The following is a 16,736-nucleotide window of genomic DNA, read 5'->3' on the forward strand; positions in this document are numbered from 1 at the left end:
GGATTTTTTCAGACTTCACCTTTGCGCGAGGCGAGTATGCAAAGCAGCGTGATGACCGAAGCCGCCAGCAGATAGTAGCCGACATAGGCCAGACCGTAATGGCCCTGGAGCCAGGTGGCGGCATAGGGCGCCAGCGATGCCCCGACAATCCCCGCCAGATTGAAGGTCATTGAGGCGCCGGTGTAGCGGACGCTGGTGGGGAAAGGGGCGGCCAGGGCGGTGCCGATCGGGGCGTAGGTCATGCCCATCAGTGCCATGGCGATGACCGCGAACAGCAGGATGCCGCTTTCGCTGCCGCCCAGCAGAACTGGCAGCAGGAAAGAAAAGGCGCCGATCAGTACGGTGGTGCCGACCAGCACCGCGCGGCGGCCGAAGCGCTCGGATAGCTTGCCCGACAGGGGAATGAAAATGCCGAACGAAATCGAACTGAAAATCTGGATCGCCAGGGCATCAAGAAATGGAATGTGCCGGACCTTGACATTGTAGGACATCAGGTAGGCGGTGCCGATATAGAACAGCACGAAGGTCACCATGGCGACGAAGGTGCCGAGGAACAGGCTGCGTTTGTGGCTGCGGAAAATTTCGGCCAGCGGCACCTTGACGCGTTCCTCGGTCTCGACAGCCTTCTGGAATTCCGGCGTCTCGGTGATCGACAGGCGCATCCACAGGCCGACGGCGATCAGCACAATCGACGAAATGAAGGGGATGCGCCAGCCCCAGCTCAGCAGAGCGTCCTGAGAGATAAAGTGCAGCAGCACCCAGAAGATTCCGGAGGAGAGGAACAGGCCGACAGGCGCGCCCAGTTGCGGAAACATGCCGTACCACGAGCGCTTGCCTTCAGGGGCGTTCTCGGTAGCCAGCAGCACCGCGCCGCCCCATTCACCGCCGAGGCCGAAGCCCTGGCCGAAGCGGCACAGCGAGAGGAGCAGGGGCGCCCAGACGCCAATCTGTTTGAAACCGGGTAGGAGGCCGATCACCACGGTGGAAATCCCCATGGTCAGGAGTGCGGCTACTAAGGTGGCTTTACGCCCGATGCGGTCGCCAAAATGACCAAACACCATAGCCCCGATCGGCCGGGCAAAGAAGGCGATCGAGAAGGTGGCAAAGGATTGCAGCATCGCCGAGGTCGGGTCGCTGGCCGGGAAGAACAGGGTCGGGAAGACCAGCACCGCCGCCGTGGCATAGACATAAAAGTCGAAGAACTCGATGGTTGTGCCGGCCAGGCTGGCGATCAGCACCTTGAACGGCGAATTAAGCGGCTTTGGATGGTTGGTCATTTTCTGAGGTTTCCCTTTGTTATTCTGCGCTCTAGCCCATTTTTAACTTTAGGGAAACCCCATTGCGGCGGTCAGGCCCTTGCGCAGGAAGGCACGAATGCGGTCGGTCAGTTCCGGAGTCAGCGGACCGAGCGACCCCTTGTCGCCGGCCGCCAGGTGTGCCAGCGGATCTTCGCCGCCGGTAAAGACGTAATAGTCGAAAAGCGTCTTCCACAGTGCCTGATGGCCTTCGGGCATATCGCGGATAGCCAGTATGGCGTGGAACAGGGCCTCGTAACCGCCGGCCGCGGCCTTTGGGGCATCGTCCCACCAGTAGTTGACCAGTACATTGAAGCGCGACAGCGAATGGACCTGATGCCACCAGCCATAGGGAATATAAAGAGCGTCACCGGCTTCCAGTTCGGCGGTCAGCATGACCTTTTGCGCCTCTTTGAAGCGCGGGTAGCGATCCAGGTCAGGTTTTTCGGCATCGACCATACTGACCGGTACGCCGCCGATGGTGCGGTCGAACGGGCCGGGGTAGAGATTGACCAGTTGTTCCGGCGGAAACAGATGAAAACGCCGCCGGCCCGCCACGACGCAGGCGATATTGTGGTTCAGGTCGTAATGGGCGCGCGTGACCGTCTGGTTGCCGATCCAGATGCGCGGCTCGACCTCAGGCAAAAGAGCGAGCCGGTTTTCATCGGCGACGCCCGGCATATGGGTCTTGATCGGGACGGACTGCACGTAAATGGATTGCGGGTTCTCATCGGTACGCGCCGCCATCAACCGGTCGAGCGCCATGGCGATCGGTGCCGGGCCGTGGCGAAAATTCTCGCTGCGGGTATCGGCGCCGTAAAAGAAATTGCCGCGAGATCTCAGGCGCCCCCAGATAAACGCCGGCCAGTCCGCCATTGTCATGCTTTTTAAGGTAATCGACCAGGGCTTCGTCAGATTTTTGCCCCAATCTGACCGCCGGCCAGGTGAGAACCGCGCCTTTTAAAATGGCCGGGGTGTTGCGCGTGCGAATGTCGGTGGCGAAATCTTCCGGCGCAGGGGATCCGAATATGGCGATGGCTGACATGGTAACCTGAAAAGGGAGGCGCGACATATAAGTTCGCTGTCGGCGAGACTATTGACGCGATAGGCTCATGATAGCGTTTTCCTTTGTGGCGCAAAGCCAAAACGCGGTGGCAAGCATGACAAAAAAGTCTCACATGGCGAAAATCGGACAAATTCGTATACTTTATGTGACGTAATCGTATAATTTATAATTGACGCTTTGTAAAAGTAGTGATTGTTTTCTTCCTGCGTCAAATACGGCGGTTCTGCGGTAGGCGGCCCGTGAAACGGGTAATTTGTTTGGCGCTTGCAAAAGGGATTCACAATGAAAATAAACAAGAGAGCGCTGATTATGACCGGGGTCGCTCTGACTGCCCTCGGTTCCGTACTGGCGATCACGCCGGCATTCGCGCAGGATGCGGCGCCGGAAGCGGTGCAGGCCGATGATGCCCAAGCCACCACGATCGTTGTTACGGGCACGCGTATTCGCCGTCCTAACCTGAAAAGCGCATCGCCGATCACCACGGTGGACACCAAGGAAGTCAAGCTTCAGGGCGCAATCGCCGTGGACACGTTCCTGAAGTCCCTGCCGCAGATAGAAGCCGGCAATAACGAAAACCAGTCGAACAACTCGGACGGCACGGCGGGCGTCAACCTGCGCAGCCTGGGCGGCAACCGCTCGCTGGTCCTGATCGACGGCCAGCGCTTCCTGCCGACCCTTGGCGTCGACCTCAACTTCATTCCGTCATCGCTGGTTGAACGCACCGACGTCCTGACAGGCGGCGCCTCGTCAGTCTATGGTTCGGACGCCATGTCCGGTGTCGTCAACTTCATCATGCGCAAGCGCCTGAACGGTATCAAGTTCGATTCGCAGTACAGCATTTACCAGCACACCAACGACGACGATTATCTGCGTGGTATCCAGGAAGCCAAGGGCATCACCCCGGCCAAGGAAAATGTCTGGGATGGCCAGAAGTACGATTTCAATATTTCGTTCGGTTCCAACCTGGAAGATGGCAAGGGTAACGTCACCGGCTATTTCGGCTATCGCAAAATGGAAGCCGTGCGCCAGGACGCACGCGATTATTCGAACTGCGCGCTCGAATTTGATGATCCGGATGGCTCGACCTTCCGTTGCGGGGGTCCAGTTCGCACGCCTTCGGCCGTTTCCGTCCTCTGACGATCACGTTGGATGACGGCACGGTCATCGATTCTCCGGGCAAGAACACGGATTACGCCAATTCCAAGGACGGCTCGAAGACCTGGGTTCCCAACGACCCCTCGTTCAACTACAACTACGCACCAGACAACTATACCCTGCGTAATTCCGAGCGTTACAATGCCGGTTTCTTCGCCAACTACAAGGTCAACGAGCATGTTGAAGCCTATGGCAGCTTCATGTTCATGGATGACCATTCGGTCAGCCAGGTCGCGCCTTCGGCCATCTGGGCCGGCCGCGCTTTTGATGTCAACTGCGATAATCCCTTCCTGAGCGCGCAGCAAGGCGCCATCCTCTGCGGTACTGCTTATGGTACGGACGCTATTGCGCAGACCCAGGTCGTTTATCGCGCCGCCACCGGCCCCGGCCGTCGCAACGACATGCGCCATACCGACTATCGTCTGGCGGGCGGCTTCCGCGGCGCAATCAACGACGCCTGGAGCTATGACGCCAGCTATATGTACGCCACTACGATCGGTCAGTTCAACTATCAGAACGACATCAATCAGGATCTGGCCGGGCAGGCGCTGATGGCGGTGATGGATAACGGTACGCCGGTCTGTATTGACCAGTCGAAGGGGTGTAAGCCGATCGATGTTTTCAGCGCTAATGGCCCCTCGGCCGAAGGCCTCGAATTCATCTATGCGCCGACCTTCACGCGCAACGAACAAAGCATCAATGTCTTCAATGCTTTCGTCAGCGGTGACCTTGGCAAGTACGGCATTACCTCGCCCTGGGCGGATGATGGCGTGGCTATCGTCCTTGGTGTTGAAAGCCGCAAGGAAGCTATTGACGAGAAGCGCGACCAGACCCAGCTCGATGCTGAAATTCCGGAAGCCCATGGCAAGATCTGGGCTGACGAATACTTTACCGAAGTAGAAGTGCCTATCATCAGCGATAAGCCGTTCGTCAAGTCGCTGAATGCGTCGTTCGGTTACCGCAGCTCTACCTATAATTCGGAGTCCCCGACGGCCAAGGGCGAAGAAAAGAAGACAGAAACCTATAAGATCGAAGGCCGTTATGCGCCGACGCGCGACATCTTGTTCCGCGCCAGCTACAACAAGGCCATGCGCGCCGCCAATGTCAGCGAATTGTTCGCCTCACAGCAAGTCGGCAATGTCGGCCTGATCGACCCCTGCGCCGGCCCGACGCCTGTTAAAACCGAGGCAGCTTGTGCATTGACTGGCGTAAAACCTGGTCAGTATGGAACGATTGAGCCTACCCCGGCAGATGTCGGTTCAGGCCTAGGCGGCGGCAATCCAGACCTCAATCCAGAAGAAGCAAAAACGACAACATACGGCTTCGTCTTCACGCCGCGCGGCCTGCCGCTCGTTGTCAGCCTCGATTATTACAAAATTCGGATCGAAGGCTACATTGGCACGGTCGATCCGCAGGTCGCCGTCAGTCAGTGCGTCAATACCGGCGACCCGTTCTATTGCGGGCTAATCGTGCGTAACCCTGTGACTGGCGCCCTGTTTGGTTACAACAAGGCACTGGGCGGCTATGTTATCAATACCAATATCAATACCGGCTTCCTGGAGACCACAGGCATTGACGTCAGTGCGAGCTATAACCTTGAAACGGCACAGGTGTTCGGCCACGATTACGGCAGCCTCAGCTTCTCGCTGGTGGGGACTTATCTGAATTCGCTGGAAACCGAAGTGCTTCCTGGTCTTGGCTCCTATGACTGCACCGGCCTGTTCGGTGGCGCCTGTGGTCAGCCTAAGCCGAAGTGGCGCCACAACCTGCGCACCACCTGGGCGGTTCCGGGTGACAATGTCTGGGCTCCAACCTCGGTCTCGATCAACTGGCGTTATTTCGGCAAGGCCGAACTGGCCACCAACACCGACGATCAGTATCTGACCGGCACGAAGTCGACACGCAATGCCGAGATCGAAGCCTACAACTATATCGATCTGGCGATGACCAAGAACCTGCCGCACGGCCTCGTGCTGCGCGCTGGTGTCAACAACATGTTCGACAAGGATCCGCCTGCCATCATGGGGGGATTGCTGGTTCAGAACGGCAACGGCAATACCTTCCCCAGCACCTATGATCCGCTGGGCCGGATGTTCTTCCTCGGTCTGTCGACCTCTTTCTAAGCGTGTAAGTATCTGAGCATACCCCGGGGGCGTTGTCGGTTCAGGCCGGCGACGCCCCTTTTTTGACCACAAGGAGCCCTTCATGCCTGTCCGTTTTGACCGCCGCACCTTTCTCATGGGCTCCACAGTGGCGGCTGTAGCCGCCCCTGCCATTGCCGGAGAGGCGCAGGCTGAGCCAAAATTCATATTGGCAAGCGATGCGCCGATAACGGGCCATGCGAAGCTGGCCGAATTCGATGGCTGGACAGTTTATGAAGACCAGAACAAACGCGATGGCGCCATTACCTTCGTCAGGGGTGATCAGGCGCTGGTATTGCCTAAGCGGCTGGAAGCCTGTTTCGATGATATAACGCCGTCCTATCTCGGCCTGGCACTGAAGGACATCTGTCTGGCTGATGCCGACCTGCTGGCTGACAGGCTGCTGGCCGGTGGCGGTGATCCCGATCCCGAAGAGGTGCGCCGTGCCGCGCCCCCGGCCGGCTGGAACTACACACCTGAGGGGCTATACACCCGTCTGGCCTGGACCAATTTTGTCGGCACCCGCCAACAGGGCGATACCATGCCGGTCTTCCCGAACGGCCGCACGCGCGGCTACCGCCCGGAACACGCCTTCCCGGAACTGCAGGGCGACGATATGGCGAAGAAACGCTGGGAAGGGATGCTCGGCGGCTGGCTGCCGGCGATCCACAAGATCATTGAGGTGTCGCCGACACGCTATTACGACCTGTTGATCTTTGCCGATGTCAAGGCGCCCGATGCCCTGCTGGTCCAGACCTGGCACCGCACCATACAGTACGATAACGGCCAGCCGGTGAAGACGGTTTTCGGTTATTCCTATGCGCCCTATCCGCCGCGCCGGACCGAGCCTTCCGCCGCCGATTTCTACAAAGGCCTGTTTGATTTCGCCGCCTACTGGCAGAATGAGGTGAAGGACCAATGCGCTCTGACCATTCCCGACAAGGCCTTGGGCGATATGGTCAGCCACGCCTTCGCCAAGGAACTGATGACACGGCCGCAAGGCGTCTATCCGAAATACGGCGTGGTCGATCGGGATTATTTCGGTCCGGAATATGATGGTTTCCAGGATATCCTGACCTCGTCGCTCTACGCCAATCTCGAATGGGGTCGCTTCGATCAGGCCAGGGCGGTGCTGGATAACTATTTCAACGAGTTCACCGCATCCGACGGCATGATCAATATGCGCGGGCCGGAAACGCCGCAATTCGGCCTGACCCTCAGCCTGTTGGCGCGGTATTTTGCCTATACCGGCGACGTGGCGACCCTGCGCACACACGCAGGCAAGATTGTCAATACGGCGGCGATTCTGACCGAAATGCACGATCTCAGCCTGAAAAAGCCCGCCGATGACGCCGGTTTTGGCCTGATCGATGGCTGGAGCGAATCCGATGCCTGTCTGCATCCCGATCCGACCCTGTGGTGGAAGCCATACTGGAATAATTCGGCGTTTGCCGTGCGCGGCTGGCGCGACATCGCCCGTATCTGGCCGGTGATTGCGCCGGACCAGGCGGCGCTGGCGGCCGACTGGAGCCGACGCGCCGATCAATTGCAAGCGCAACTGGTGAAGACCCTGCGCGCCAATGTCCGCAAGGATCTGACGCCGGCCTATGTCGCCGTCCTGCCGGGCGCGAAACTGACCCACCGCGAGGCCTATGCCGAGGCGCGGGTGAAAAAACAACGCACCGAACAGGGCTGGGCGCACCGTGTCTATGCCGAAATGCTGCATGCCGATGTCCTGCCGGATGATCTGGCGCAAACGGTGATCGATGGGGTGCGCGGCCATGGCGGCACCTGCATCGGCGTGGTCGCCAATATCGCGCCGGCCAATGAGACTTCGCGCAGTCAGCTCGGCTTTATCTCCTACGGCTATGCTCAGCAGCTCCTGCGCTCCGGCCGCATCGAGGAATATCTGCTGTTCCTGCATTCACACCGCTATCATTCGCATACGCCCGGCACCTGGGTGGCTGGTGAAGTGACCGGTATCGATGGCGACCTGCCGCTCTATTGCATACCGGCGCAGCTCACCATTCCCAAACTGGTGCGCTGGATGCTGGTGTTTGAGGCATCGGACAGCGAAACCCTGTATCTCGGCAAGGCCATTCCGCGCGAGTGGTTCGCCTCCGGCCAGCCGATCCGCATCGATGGCGCGCCCACCCGCTGGGGCAAGCTCGATCTGGCCTTGCAGGGCGGCGGCGAGAAGGTAACCGGAAAAGTGATGTTTCATGGGGAGGGGCGCCCGAATGAGGTGCAACTCAGCCTGCGCCTGCCGAAGGGCGTTAAGGTGAAAAGCGTCAGGCTTGGCGGTAAACCCGTAAAGCTGACCGGCGATATAGTGACGTTCAGGCCCGGCAAGTCGGCGGAATTCTCCATCGAGGTTAGTCTTGCCAAACCGGCCCTGACCGCCTAAATCAGCCGGACAGCCGCCGCACAGGATAATCCGACACATGTGATTTCAACACTCAGAGACAAACGCCTTTGTTGACCTCCGAGGAAATCCATATCCATGTCTATAATCCTGTCCGACCTGTCGTGGTCGATAGACGGCCGCGCGTTGTTTTCCAATCTCAGTCTGACCTTCGGTGCCGAACGGACCGGACTTGTGGGCCGCAATGGCACTGGCAAGACGACCCTGCTAAATCTTATATCTGGCGCCTTGCCGCTCCAGGCGGGGCACATTTCCGTCACCGGTTCGCTGGGCGTCCTGCGCCAGACGGTTCAGACCGGCCCGGAGGAAACCGTGGCCGATCTGTTCGGCGTCACGGAGGCGCTGGAGATCCTGCACCGTGCCGAAGCCGGGGAGGCCACGGCCGAGGATTTTGAGAACGCCGACTGGACCCTGGAAGCGCGGATGACTGTTGCGCTGGCCCGTGTCGGACTCGATGTCATACCGGAGACCCGGCTGACCACACTATCCGGCGGCCAGCAAACGCGCGCCGGTCTGGCGGCGCTGGTATTTTCCGCGCCAGACTTTTTGCTGCTCGATGAACCGACCAACAATCTCGATCGGGAAGGGCGGCGCGCTGTGCTGGACCTGCTGTCCGGCTGGCGAGGCGGCGCCATCGTTGTCAGCCATGATCGCGAACTGCTGGAAACCATGGACGCTATTGTCGAAGTGACCTCGCTTGGCGTTACGCGTTATGGCGGCAACTGGAGCCACTACCGCGATCGCAAGGCGCTGGAACTGGCGGCTGTGCAGGCGGACCTGGCCGATGCCGAAAAGCGTATCGGAGACGCTGCTCGCGCTGCGCAGGTTGCTACCGAACGCAAGGCACGCAAGGATAGCGCAGGAAAGAAGAGGGCCACCAAGGGCGATGCGCCGCGTATCCTGCTGGGCGCTATGAAGAACCGCAGTGAAAATACAAGTGGCGACCAGGCCCACCTGGCAGAACGGCAACGCCATGAGGCCATGTCAGCGGCGGCCGAGGCGCGTGAACGGATCGAAGTTCTCCAGCCACTGTCGGTTTCCGTACCATCCACTGGTTTGTCCGCCAGTCGGACAGTTTTGCAGATTGGCGGGGTAACCGTGGGTTATGACAATCAGCCCGTTATCCGTGATCTTTCCCTGACAGTCATCGGACCGGAACGCGCGGCCATCACCGGGCCCAACGGTTCCGGCAAGACGACACTGCTGAAGCTGATTACGGGCAAGCTTGCGCCGTGGTCAGGCTCCGTGCGTGTAACGAACAGTCGGACGCTGCTCGATCAGTCGGTGAGCCTCCTTGACCCGGCCCAGTCGATCCGTGACAATTTTCGCCGTCTCCATCCGCAGGCCGATGAAAACAGTTGCCGGGCGGCGTTGGCGCGGTTCATGTTTCGGGCGGACGCGGCCCTGCAGATCGTGTCTACCCTCAGCGGCGGGCAGAGGCTGCGTGCCGGCTTGGCCTGTGTACTGGGTGGTGCGCTGCCGCCCGATCTGCTGATCCTTGATGAGCCGACCAACCATCTCGATATCGACTCTATTGAGGCGGTCGAGGCCGGCCTGCGCGCCTATGACGGCGCGCTTGTGATCGTCAGCCATGACGAAGCCTTCCTCAAAGCGATCAATATTGGCCGCAGGATAGTTCTTCTGAATTCGGCGGTATTCACAGGATAACAATTTCGTTTTCGGTCGATTTTCAGCAAAGAAAGGAAGATTTTACTCAAGGGGTCGTGGCAAGCTGGCAAAAAAGCCGACACAGGGAGTGCGGTCAGATGGCGGATAAAACGCGTCTTCAACTCTATATTCCCAAGCCGCAGGCGCGGCCGGGGGAACCCGTCAATTTCGATGGCCTGGTGGTGCCCGAAGCCGGATCGGTGCGCCGTCCGGAACCGCTTGGTTGCGAAGCCGATATGCGCGACATGCCGTTCTCGCTGGTGCGGGTGCTCGATGAGGAAGGCCATGCTGTCGGCCCCTGGGCGCCTGATATTTCCCCTGATCTGCTGCGCAAGGGGCTGCGCGCCATGCTGCAGACGCGCCTGTTCGATGACAAGCTGTTCCGCCTCCAGCGCCAGGGCAAGACCAGCTTCTACATGAAATCGACCGGCGAGGAGGCTATTGGCGCGGCGCAATCCCTGATGCTTGGGCAGGGGGACATGTGCTTCCCGACCTACCGCGTTCTGAGTTGGCTGATGGCGCGTGATTACCCGCTGATCAATCTGGTCAATCAGTTGTTTTCCAATGAAAAAGACCCGCTGAAGGGGCGCCAGCTTCCGGTGCTTTATTCGGCACGGGAGTACGGCTTCTATTCGCTGTCCGGCAATCTCGGCAGCCGTTTCGGCCATGCCGTTGGCTGGGCCATGGCCTCGGCCTACAGGAATGACGACAAGATCGCGCTCGGCTATGTCGGCGAAGGCACGACCGCCGAGGGTGATTTCCACGAGGCCCTGACCTTCGCCGGCGTCTATCGCGCGCCGGCCATATTGTGCGTCACCAATAACCAGTGGGCGATCTCGACCTTCGCGGGCATCGCCAATCCGCGCGACACCACCTTCGCCGCCAAGGCCATAGGCTACGGCATCCCCGGCCTGCGTGTCGATGGCAACGACTTCCTGGCCGTCTGCGCCGCCACTCAGTGGGCGGCCGAACGCGCTCACGCCAATCTCGGTTCGACCCTGATCGAATTCTTCACCTATCGCGCCGGCGGCCATTCGACCAGCGACGACCCGACGAAGTACCGGCCGGTCGATGAGCCGGTCCACTGGCCGCTGGGTGACCCGATCGTGCGGCTGAAAAACCACCTGATCGCTATCGGCGAATGGGATGAAGCGCGTCATGAGGCCCTGACCGCCGAACTGACAGAAGAGATCAATGCCGCCGTCCGCGAAGGCGAGGCAGTGGGCACACTTGGTCAATCCAAGCCGCCGGTCAGCGAAATGTTCGAGGGCGTTTTCAAGGAACCGGACTGGCGGTTGATCGAACAACGGAAAGAACTGGGACTGTAACATGGCCAGCATGAACATGATCCAGGCGCTGAATAATGCGCTCGATATCACCCTCGCCAGCGATCCGGATACCCTGGTCTTTGGTGAAGATGTCGGCTATTTCGGCGGCGTGTTCCGAGTTACTGACAAGCTTCAGGAAAAGCATGGCGTAACCCGCTGCTTCGACGCCCCGATCAGCGAGGGCGGCATCATCGCCGCCGCCATCGGCATGGGGGCCTATGGTCTCAGGCCGGTAGTGGAGATCCAGTTCGCCGACTATATCCTGCCGGCCTATGACCAACTCGTTTCCGAGGCGGCGCGCCTGCGTTACCGCTCGGGCGGTGAATTCTGGGCACCGCTGACCGTGCGTTCGCCCTATGGCGGCGGCATCTTCGGCGGTCAGACCCACAGCCAGTCGCCGGAAGCTATTTTTGCCCATATCACCGGTTTGAAAACGGTTATCCCGTCCAACCCCTATGACGCCAAGGGGTTGCTGATCGCCGCCATAGAATGCGATGATCCGGTCGTCTTCCTGGAGCCAAAGCGCATCTATAACGGACCGTTTGACGGCCGTCCTGATCAGGCGATGAAAACCTGGGCGGGCCATAAGGACGCCGAGGTGCCGGAAGGCCATTATACTGTGCCGCTCGGCAAGGCGGCGATCACCCGGCCGGGCAGCGAGGTGACCGTGCTCGCCTACGGCACCATGGTGCATGTGGCGCTCTCGGCCATCGAGGAAAGTGGTCTTGACGCCGAACTGATCGACCTGCGCTCGATCGTGCCGCTCGATATCGACACCATAGTGGCTTCGGTGAAGAAGACCGGGCGTTGTGTTATCGTCCACGAAGCGTCGCGCTTCGGCGGTTTCGGTGCAGAGCTTTCAGCGCTGATACAGGAGCGTTGTTTTTATCATTTGAAGGCGCCGATCGGCCGGGTCTGCGGCTGGGATACGCCTTACCCGCACGCCTTTGAATGGGACTATTTCCCCGGACCTGCCCGCATTATTCGGGCGCTGAACCTTGCCATGGAGAACTGATATGGGCCTCTATCTTTTCCGCTTGCCCGATGTCGGCGAAGGCGTGGCTGAGGCCGAAATCGGCGCCTGGTATGTCAAAGCCGGCGATGTCGTTCAGGAGGACGCCCCTCTGGTCGATATGCTGACCGACAAGGCGTCGGTCGAGATCACCTCGCCGGTGACCGGCACGGTCCTGGCCATTCATGGCGAGACAGGTGATTTCGCGCCGGTCGGTTCCGTGCTGGTCGAACTGGACGTGGCGGGCTATGGCGAAGCGGCATCTGTCGGGGCGGCAAAGCCTGAAACAGTGCCGGAACCTGCCGAAAAACCGGTACCTGCAGCTTCAAAACCTGCGCCTCTGGCGGCGCCTGCCACGCGTCACCGCGCCGATGAGATGGGGATTCCCCTGTCGTCCGTAACCGGTACGGGACCGGAAGGGCGCGTCCTGCCCGAAGATCTCGATGCCTATGCGGAGCCGGAAATTGCCCCGGCGAAATCAGATGGCGTCACCGAAATCCGCATTGTCGGCCTGCGTCGCAAGATCGCCGAAAAAATGCAGGCATCCAAACGCAATATCCCGCATTTTGCCTATGTCGAAGAATTCGACATGACCAATCTGGAAGGCTTGCGCAAAGAACTGAACGACAGCCGCAAAGCTGATCAGCCCAAACTGACCCTGCTACCCTTCTTCATGCAGGCGGTGGTGAAACTGAGGGCGGAATTTCCCAATGTGAACGCGCGCTATGATGACGAAGCAGGCCTCCTGCGCACCTATGATGCGGTCCATATCGGCATCGCCACCCAGACGGCGAATGGCCTGGTCGTGCCCGTGGTTCGCCATGTGGAAAGCCTTGACCTGTGGGACTGCGCCCGCGAACTGGCACGCGTCACTCAAGCCGCACGTGACGGCACGGCCAGCCGCGAAGACCTCAGCGGTTCGACCATCACCCTGACCAGTCTGGGCACGCTTGGCGGTATAGCGGCGACGCCTGTGATCAATGCACCGGAAGTGGCGATCCTCGGCCCCAACAAGCTGGTCGAACGGCCGGTGGTCCGGGATGGGCAGGTGGTGATCCGCACCCTGATGAACCTGTCGTCTTCCTTCGATCATCGGATCATCGACGGCTTCGACGCGGCCTCTTACGTCCAGCGCCTGAAGCGTCTGATCGAAAAGCCGGCCTTGCTGTTTATCGATTAAGGCATTTCGCCCATCAGATAGTCGGCGAGGGCTGCGGCATTATTATGCGCCGGATCGTGCGCCGCGAAGAGAAGCGTGTTTTTTCCACGCCTTACCAGGCCGCGCAGCGCTTTCACGGTTGCGGGACTGGCGTCGAGTTCCGCGGCATAGCGGGTGCGAAACGCCTGCCAGCGAGCCACATCGTGGTTGAACCATTTGCGCAGTTCCGTCGACGGCGCCACATCCTTCAGCCAGACGTCGACCGCGGCTTTTTCCTTGCTCAGGCCACGCGGCCATATGCGGTCCACCAATAGGCGCTGACCATCTTCCGGTTCCGGCGGTTCGTAGACGCGTTTGATATTCAGGGACATGCGGCGCTTTCCTGGTGAGGTCGCAATATATCCGGTTTGCCGATGCCTGCCTCGCTTCAAATTGAAATGGATTGGACTGATGCAGTGGTCTGATATATTTACGGAATCGATTTTTACAGGTGGCGGACGACGGGAACTCAAGGTTCATGGCGGCGGATAATCAGAAGCTCTATCAGAATATTATCGCGGCCCTGCAGGCGGACATTGCTGCGGGACGCTTCCGCGAAGGCGACCGCCTGCCACCGGAACGGGTTCTTGTCGAGCGTTTCCAGGTTAGCCGCCTGACCATCCGCGAAGCCATGATTGGCATGGAAATCCTGGGCCTGGTTGCTGCCCGCCGCGGATCGGGCGTCTATATCACGGCGCCGCCGGCAAATGGTCTGGAGACCAGCGAACTGGATATCGGCGCCTTCGAACTGACGGCGGCCCGGCGCGTGGTCGAGGGGGAGACGGCAGCCATCGCCGCCACCATGGCCACGGATGAAGAAATCGCCGAACTTGAGACGATTCTCAATCGGATGATCGACGAGAATAATGCCGGCGAGACCCTGACACATGATGAGGCGGCAGACCGCGAGTTCCATCTCGGTATCGCCAGCGCCACGCAGAACGATGCCCTGTATTTAGTAGTCAAGACCCTTTGGGAGGTGCGCGAGCGCTCGCCATTGGCCATGGAAATGCTGCGACGCTCGCGTTCGGCCGGGGTCAAGCCGCTGATTGACGATCACCGGGCCATTATCGATGCCATTGCCGCGCGCGATCCCGACGCCGCGCGCAATGCGATGCGCGATCATCTGGGGCGAGTTATCGAGAACCTGCTGGTTGTGACTGAAACGGATGCGATCAACCGCGTCCGTAATGAAACAGCTCGTCTGCGAGGACAGGCCGGCCTAGGGCGATAAACTGTCGTTCTCCAGGAATTGCGGCTTGTTTCGCAGTCCTGCCCTGTGTATATTGATCAGATAACTTTGTCAGACCAAATCAGCCAAGATCAGCCAAGTCCATATCCATGCAATTGAATAAAATCACCAGCGAACCAGTCCATTCCAGTTCCGCGATTATCCGGGCGGCGCGCGTTATCGTCACCTCGCCTGGGCGTAACTTCGTCACCCTGAAGATAGAGACCGACCAGGGCGTCTACGGCATTGGGGATGCCACTCTGAACGGCCGCGAATTGTCGGTCGTCTCCTATCTCGAAGATCACGTCATCCCCAACCTGATTGGGAAGGACGCCCAGCGCATCGAGGATATCTGGCAGTTCCTTTATCGCGGCGCCTACTGGCGGCGCGGTCCGGTGACCATGTCTGCGATCGCGGCGGTGGATACCGCCCTGTGGGACATTAAGGCCAAGCTGGCGGGAATGCCGCTTTACCAATTGCTCGGCGGCCGCTCGCGTGACGGGGTGCTGGTCTATGGTCACGCCAATGGTTCGGATATAGAACATACGGTCGATGAGGTTGGGCGGTATATGAGCCTGGGCTACAAAGCGATCCGGGCACAATCGGGCATTCCCGGCGTCAAGGGCGCTTACGGCGTCGGACGAGGGGATATGTATTACGAGCCCGCCGACGGCACCCTGCCGACCGAAACCTTGTGGAACACCAGTTCTTATTTAAATTTTGCGCCGAAGCTGTTCGAGAAGCTGCGTGATGTCCATGGCTTCGGTATCGAACTGCTGCACGATGTCCACCATCGCCTGACGCCGATCGAGGCCGGGCGTCTCGGCAAGGAGCTGGAACCCTACCGCCTGTTCTGGATGGAGGATGCGACGCCGGCCGAAAATCAGGAAGCCTTCAAACTGATCCGCCAGCATACCACGACACCATTAGCTGTCGGTGAGATATTCAATACCATCTGGGACTGCAAGGATCTGATCCAGAACCAGCTTATAGACTACATCCGCACGACAGTGGTCCATGCCGGCGGCATCACGCACCTGCGCCGCATCGCCGACCTGGCCTCGATGTACCAGGTGCGCACGGGCTCGCACGGCGCCACCGACCTGTCACCGGTGTGCATGGGCGCGGCCCTGCATTTCGATACCTGGGTGCCCAATTTCGGTATTCAGGAATATATGCGCCATACGCCGGAAACGGACGCGGTCTTCCCGCATGATTACCGCTTCGAGGACGGCTATCTCAAGGTCGGCGACACGCCGGGCCACGGCGTCGATATTGATGAAGCCCTTGCGGCGAAATACCCCTACCAGCCCATGCAACTGCCCGTCGCGCGTCTGCAGGATGGGACGATGTGGAACTGGTAGGACACAAAGCGCGCCACGGCCGATAAAAGGCTTTGGCGCGCGGTTTTTCTTGTCTAGTATGCTTTGAAAATACGCATTTCCTTAAGGCAAGACAGCATGACCGGCGAAAACGTCAATCCGATCCCCAATCTCCTGACCGGTGTGCGCCTGGTATTCGGTGTCGTTATCTTCGTGCTGCTGGCCGGCATGGCGGGCGGGATTCCGTTCCTGAACGCCCAATCGGACATGCTGTTCGGGATGCAGCGCTGGAGCGTCTACGTCTTTATCATCGCCGCCCTGACTGATCTATTTGATGGCATTCTAGCCCGCAAGCTGCACGCCGAAAGCCAGTTGGGCGCCATTCTCGACCCGATCGCCGACAAGATCCTGGTGTGCGGCACGATCCTGGGCGTTTTCGCCATCCATTCGGGTGATCCGTGGTTCGCCCTGCCGGCGGCGTTCATTCTGTTCCGCGAATTCGCCGTCAGTGCTCTGCGGGAAACCGCGGCAGCCAAAGGGTGTCAAAGTGCCGGTCAGTTTCCTCGGCAAGGTCAAGACGACCATCCAGCTTATCGCGCTGGGCGTCTTGCTGTTCGCCGATGCCTGGTCGGCCTTCGGTTTGCAGCCTGATGGCTCGACGGCTGTTTTGATGACCGGGTATGCGCTTGTGTGGATCGCGGCGATCATTTCGCTATGGACGGGTATTGCCTACTTCATTGCCGCCTGGAAAGACCTGTAAACCTTGCCACTGTTCGAATGCGGACAATTTCAAGGCGCGGCTTTAACACAACAGATTGCAACGGCAACCTATGTTACGCCGATTTAATTAGACCTTTATCGAAAACTTATAGATGTTGCCATCATCGTGCATTGC

General features: G+C 59.5%; 12 protein-coding genes and 1 pseudogene. 10 read left to right on the top strand and 3 right to left on the bottom strand.

Annotated features, from left to right (window positions below):
• Positions 1–8: 8 nt before the first annotated feature.
• Positions 9–1,277: an MHS family MFS transporter gene (locus tag NVV72_13575; protein MCR6660307.1), complete on the bottom strand. Its 1,269-nt coding sequence runs from the start codon at positions 1,275–1,277 to the stop codon at positions 9–11.
• Between the two features lie 48 nt (positions 1,278–1,325).
• Positions 1,326–2,171: a cupin-like domain-containing protein gene (locus NVV72_13580; GenBank protein ID MCR6660308.1), complete on the bottom strand. Its 846-nt coding sequence runs from the start codon at positions 2,169–2,171 to the stop codon at positions 1,326–1,328.
• Positions 2,172–2,670: 499 nt separating this feature from the next.
• Here NVV72_13580 and NVV72_13585 point away from each other — a divergent pair, with 499 nt between their 5' ends.
• The 7 genes from NVV72_13585 (at position 2,671) to NVV72_13615 (ending at position 13,270) form a co-directional block, all read left to right on the top strand.
• On the top strand, positions 2,671–3,498 hold the full coding sequence (locus NVV72_13585) for a TonB-dependent receptor plug domain-containing protein (protein MCR6660309.1): 828 nt from the start codon (positions 2,671–2,673) through the stop codon (positions 3,496–3,498).
• Complete coding sequence (locus tag NVV72_13590; protein MCR6660310.1) at positions 3,453–5,639, top strand: TonB-dependent receptor; 2,187 nt, start codon at positions 3,453–3,455, stop codon at positions 5,637–5,639. Before NVV72_13585 ends, NVV72_13590 begins: the two co-directional genes overlap by 46 nt.
• An 82-nt stretch (positions 5,640–5,721) precedes the next feature.
• Entirely contained in the window at positions 5,722–8,064 is a 2,343-nt protein-coding gene (locus NVV72_13595; protein ID MCR6660311.1) for a Tat pathway signal protein, read from the top strand.
• 96 nt (positions 8,065–8,160) lie between these two features.
• Complete coding sequence (locus NVV72_13600; GenBank protein MCR6660312.1) at positions 8,161–9,750, top strand: ATP-binding cassette domain-containing protein; 1,590 nt, start codon at positions 8,161–8,163, stop codon at positions 9,748–9,750.
• A gap of 98 nt (positions 9,751–9,848) precedes the next feature.
• Positions 9,849–11,078 (top strand): 3-methyl-2-oxobutanoate dehydrogenase (2-methylpropanoyl-transferring) subunit alpha, encoded by a 1,230-nt coding sequence (locus NVV72_13605; protein MCR6660313.1) that lies wholly within the window; start codon positions 9,849–9,851, stop codon positions 11,076–11,078.
• Position 11,079: 1 nt separating this feature from the next.
• Complete coding sequence (locus tag NVV72_13610) at positions 11,080–12,093, top strand: alpha-ketoacid dehydrogenase subunit beta (GenBank protein ID MCR6660314.1); 1,014 nt, start codon at positions 11,080–11,082, stop codon at positions 12,091–12,093.
• Between the two features lies 1 nt (position 12,094).
• Positions 12,095–13,270, top strand: coding sequence for a 2-oxo acid dehydrogenase subunit E2 (locus NVV72_13615; GenBank protein ID MCR6660315.1), 1,176 nt, complete (start codon positions 12,095–12,097; stop codon positions 13,268–13,270).
• Here the strand turns inward: NVV72_13615 and NVV72_13620 are convergent.
• Positions 13,267–13,620, bottom strand: coding sequence for a DUF488 domain-containing protein (locus tag NVV72_13620; GenBank protein ID MCR6660316.1), 354 nt, complete (start codon positions 13,618–13,620; stop codon positions 13,267–13,269). The genes NVV72_13615 and NVV72_13620 overlap by 4 nt on opposite strands.
• Before the next feature lie 146 nt (positions 13,621–13,766).
• Here NVV72_13620 and NVV72_13625 point away from each other — a divergent pair, with 146 nt between their 5' ends.
• From NVV72_13625 to pgsA, 3 genes and pseudogenes are all read left to right on the top strand, one after another.
• A complete protein-coding gene (locus tag NVV72_13625) occupies positions 13,767–14,522 on the top strand; it encodes a FadR family transcriptional regulator (GenBank protein MCR6660317.1) in 756 nt (251 codons plus the stop codon).
• A gap of 107 nt (positions 14,523–14,629) precedes the next feature.
• Positions 14,630–15,883: a D-galactonate dehydratase family protein gene (locus NVV72_13630; protein MCR6660318.1), complete on the top strand. Its 1,254-nt coding sequence runs from the start codon at positions 14,630–14,632 to the stop codon at positions 15,881–15,883.
• 96 nt (positions 15,884–15,979) lie between these two features.
• Positions 15,980–16,601, top strand: a pseudogene (gene pgsA / locus NVV72_13635) (CDP-diacylglycerol--glycerol-3-phosphate 3-phosphatidyltransferase).
• The last annotated feature ends 135 nt before the right edge of the window (positions 16,602–16,736 follow it).

Origin of the sequence: Asticcacaulis sp., from assembly GCA_024707255.1 — a bacterium.
GTDB lineage: Bacteria > Pseudomonadota > Alphaproteobacteria > Caulobacterales > Caulobacteraceae > Asticcacaulis.

Excerpts from the sequence above, each read along its gene's own strand:
- NVV72_13575 (MCR6660307.1), bottom strand. The coding sequence starts at position 1,277 with ATGACCAACCATCCAAAGCCGCTTAATTCGCCGTTCAAGGTGCTGATC.
- NVV72_13580 (MCR6660308.1), bottom strand. The coding sequence starts at position 2,171 with ATGGCGGACTGGCCGGCGTTTATCTGGGGGCGCCTGAGATCTCGCGGC.
- NVV72_13585 (MCR6660309.1), top strand. The coding sequence starts at position 2,671 with ATGACCGGGGTCGCTCTGACTGCCCTCGGTTCCGTACTGGCGATCACG.
- NVV72_13595 (MCR6660311.1), top strand. The coding sequence starts at position 5,722 with ATGCCTGTCCGTTTTGACCGCCGCACCTTTCTCATGGGCTCCACAGTG.
- NVV72_13600 (MCR6660312.1), top strand. The coding sequence starts at position 8,161 with ATGTCTATAATCCTGTCCGACCTGTCGTGGTCGATAGACGGCCGCGCG.
- NVV72_13605 (MCR6660313.1), top strand. The coding sequence starts at position 9,849 with ATGGCGGATAAAACGCGTCTTCAACTCTATATTCCCAAGCCGCAGGCG.
- NVV72_13610 (MCR6660314.1), top strand. The coding sequence starts at position 11,080 with ATGGCCAGCATGAACATGATCCAGGCGCTGAATAATGCGCTCGATATC.
- NVV72_13615 (MCR6660315.1), top strand. The coding sequence starts at position 12,095 with ATGGGCCTCTATCTTTTCCGCTTGCCCGATGTCGGCGAAGGCGTGGCT.
- NVV72_13620 (MCR6660316.1), bottom strand. The coding sequence starts at position 13,620 with ATGTCCCTGAATATCAAACGCGTCTACGAACCGCCGGAACCGGAAGAT.
- NVV72_13625 (MCR6660317.1), top strand. The coding sequence starts at position 13,767 with ATGGCGGCGGATAATCAGAAGCTCTATCAGAATATTATCGCGGCCCTG.
- NVV72_13630 (MCR6660318.1), top strand. The coding sequence starts at position 14,630 with ATGCAATTGAATAAAATCACCAGCGAACCAGTCCATTCCAGTTCCGCG.